Source organism: Actinosynnema sp. NPDC059797 (genome assembly GCF_042732085.1).
GTDB lineage: Bacteria > Actinomycetota > Actinomycetes > Mycobacteriales > Pseudonocardiaceae > Actinosynnema.
On record NZ_JBHWIE010000628.1, the window covers coordinates 1 to 2,582 of the forward strand.

Annotated in this window: 4 protein-coding genes; 3 read left to right on the plus strand and 1 reads right to left on the minus strand. The window is 74.3% G+C overall.

Annotation, left to right across the window (positions count from 1 at the left end; genetic code table 11):
* Positions 1 to 40: 40 nt before the first annotated feature.
* Positions 41 to 517, plus strand: coding sequence for a hypothetical protein (locus ACFV4N_RS42645; RefSeq protein WP_499678393.1), 477 nt, complete (start codon positions 41 to 43; stop codon positions 515 to 517).
* Between the two features lie 19 nt (positions 518 to 536).
* Here the strand turns inward: ACFV4N_RS42645 and ACFV4N_RS42650 are convergent, their stop codons facing one another.
* On the minus strand, positions 537 to 884 hold the full coding sequence (locus ACFV4N_RS42650) for a DoxX family protein (protein WP_499678394.1): 348 nt from the start codon (positions 882 to 884) through the stop codon (positions 537 to 539).
* Positions 885 to 1,050: 166 nt separating this feature from the next.
* Between ACFV4N_RS42650 and ACFV4N_RS42655 the strand changes: the two genes are divergently transcribed.
* Both ACFV4N_RS42655 and ACFV4N_RS42660 read left to right on the plus strand, forming a co-directional pair.
* Positions 1,051 to 1,935 carry a LysR family transcriptional regulator gene (locus tag ACFV4N_RS42655; RefSeq protein WP_499678395.1) on the plus strand — a complete coding sequence of 295 codons (885 nt, stop codon included), beginning with the start codon at positions 1,051 to 1,053 and terminating at the stop codon, positions 1,933 to 1,935.
* 208 nt (positions 1,936 to 2,143) lie between these two features.
* A partial coding sequence (locus ACFV4N_RS42660) for an alpha/beta fold hydrolase (protein WP_499678396.1) occupies positions 2,144 to 2,582 on the plus strand: 439 nt, incomplete at its 3' end.

The following is a 2,582-nucleotide window of genomic DNA, read 5'->3' on the forward strand; positions in this document are numbered from 1 at the left end:
GCGCAAGGCCCCGTGACCGCGGGCCCTGTTCACTCCACCCATGGGTGGAACCGCGCTGACCGTCTTGACCCCGTACCCCGCCGAGCACGTCGAGCCGATCGTGGTGGCGGAGATGGCGGCCGAGGGCTTGAGCCGGTACGCCGCCGACCCGCGGTCCTGGTACTCCGCGGACGGCCTGCCCTACGGCTACTCCCTCGACCGGCCCGACCACGAGACCGACCCGGCGGAGGTCGAACTCGTCGAGCGGGCCGCCGGCAGGGCGATGCGGTGCGACATCGGGCTGCACGTCTTCGTCGGCGACCTCGCGGCTCGCCCCCTGTTGGGCCGGCTGGCGCGTCGCGTCGCCGAGCGGACCGAGGGCTGGATGTTCGTCGAGTTCCAGACCCCGCCCACCGCGGACCTGCTCGGGCACCTGGAGGGCGCGGGCCGCTGCGTCCGCGTCGAGGACCACGTCCACCTGGACGCGCCGGCGATGGCGGCGTGGTGCGCCCACCCCGCCTTCCACGTCGTCAAGTAGGCGTTCCGCGAGCGGGCGCTCATCCGCCCAGTTGCAGCACCAGCGTCGCGGCGGCCGGCACGAGGTACAGCAGCGGGAAGGCGGTGGTGCGGTACGAGCGCGCACGCACCGTCGTGGCCGCCGCGCCGAGGAAGTACAGGACCAGCCCCACCGCCGCCGCGACACCGACGGCCGGGACGAACAAGCCCACGACCAGACCGAGCGCGCCGGCCGACTTGGCCAGCGCCAGCCAGTTCCACCACGACCGCGGCACCCCGTACCGCTCGAGCGGTTCCACGACGAACCGCTGCCTGGAGAACAGCGAGTACCCCGAGAAACCGATCCAGATCGCGGAGGCGATGGCGACGATGTGGTGCGCGGTGGTCATTGGAGCGATCCCTTCACGTGCGTTGCCGGTGGTGCGCGGCGCGGGGCCGGGTCGGATCCGCCGCCGCGCCGTGGCGCCTGCACCAGCTTCGCCACCCGGGCCCCGACGAAAAAGAACGGCCTCGGAACCGCACTGTTAAGCTGGGGGTTAAGGGTTCGGAGGGCGCGTGGAGCTGCGGGACATCGAGATCTTCCTGACGCTGGCGCAGGAGCTGCACTTCGGGCGGACCGCCGAACGGCTGCGCATCACCCCGGCGCGCGTGAGCCAGGCGATCAAGCAGCAGGAGCGCCGCATCGGCGCCGCCTTGTTCGAACGCACCACCCGCAGGGTGCGCCTCACCCCCGCCGGGCAGCAGCTCCACCGGGAGCTCGACGCCGGGTACCGGCAGATCATGAACGGGATCGCGACCGTGTCCGCCGCCGCCCGAGGGGCCGGTGGAACGCTGACGCTGGGCACCATGGGCCCGCAGGCGTGGATGGTCGACGGGATCGTCGAGCTGTTCCGGACCCGCCACCCGGGCACCCGCGTCGACCACCGCGACGTCAACCCCGTCACGCCGTTGGCGCAGCTCCGCTCCGGGGAGGTCGACGTGGCGCACCTGTGGCTGCCCGTCCGCGAACCGGACCTCACCACCGGGCCCGTCACCCACACGTCGCCGGTCCTCCTGATGCTCGCCGACTCCCACCCCTGGGCCGACCGCGGGTCCGTGTCCCTGGAGGACTACGGCGACCTCACCTTCGTCAACCCCGCGTCACCGGTCCCCGCGGCCATGGAAGAGGCTTTCCAGCCCTTCCGCACCCCCTCCGGCCGACCGGTCCCGCGCGGCCCGTCGGTCTCCAGCTGGGACGACCAGGTCAAAGCGGTCGTCTCCGGGCAGGCCGTCCTCGCGGTACCGGCGGAAGCGGCCCGCTTCTACCCCTGGCCCAACCTCACCTACCTCCCGGTCCGCGACGCCCCACCGGTCCACTGGGCCTTCACCTGGCGCACCGCCGGCGAAACCCCGCTGATCCGCGCGCTCGCCCGGGCGGCCCACGACCACCGCACGACCTGACCCGCCGGGGGTCATGCGAGACCTCCGCTTCACCGCCTCGGCGGCCGCGCAACCGACTCCGTTCAGCTCGACCGATCCTCCGGCACCGCGCGGGAAGCGCTTACCGGGCGAGCTGACGGGTTCCGCGCGCCACGCGCCACCGCCGGGCGACGTACGGTGGTCGGCGCCGGAGCCCCGGCGCCGCAGAGGACTCCCCCGGAGGCAACTCGTGACCGACTCGCCCGCCGCCGCGCCCCGGACCTCCGTCCTCGTGGTGGACGACGGCACCGAGGTCGCCCACCACCGCTGGGAACCGGACGCCGGGGTGCGCCCGGACCCCGTGCCGGTGGTGCTGCAGCACGGCTTCTCCGCCAACACCCTGGTCGAGTGGGCCGGTCGCGGCACGGTGGCCGCGCTCACCGCGGCCGGGCGCGCGGTCGTGGGGGTCGACGCGCGCGGGCACGGCATGTCCGGCAAGTCGCCGGACCCAGCGCGGTACGGCGAGTCGCGGATGGCCCGTGACCTGAGGGCGGTCGTCGCGGCCCTCGGCGTCCCGGCCGTCGACCTCGTCGGCTACTCGATGGGCGCGGTGGTCGCCCTGCTCGCGGCGGCCGAGGAGCCCGCGGTGCGCCGGCTGGTCGTCGGCGGGGTCGGCGCCGGCGTGGTCG

Coding starts and splice junctions, on each gene's coding strand:
- ACFV4N_RS42645 (WP_499678393.1), top strand. CDS start 41: ATGGGTGGAACCGCGCTGACCGTCTTGACCCCGTACCCCGCCGAGCAC.
- ACFV4N_RS42650 (WP_499678394.1), bottom strand. CDS start 884: ATGACCACCGCGCACCACATCGTCGCCATCGCCTCCGCGATCTGGATC.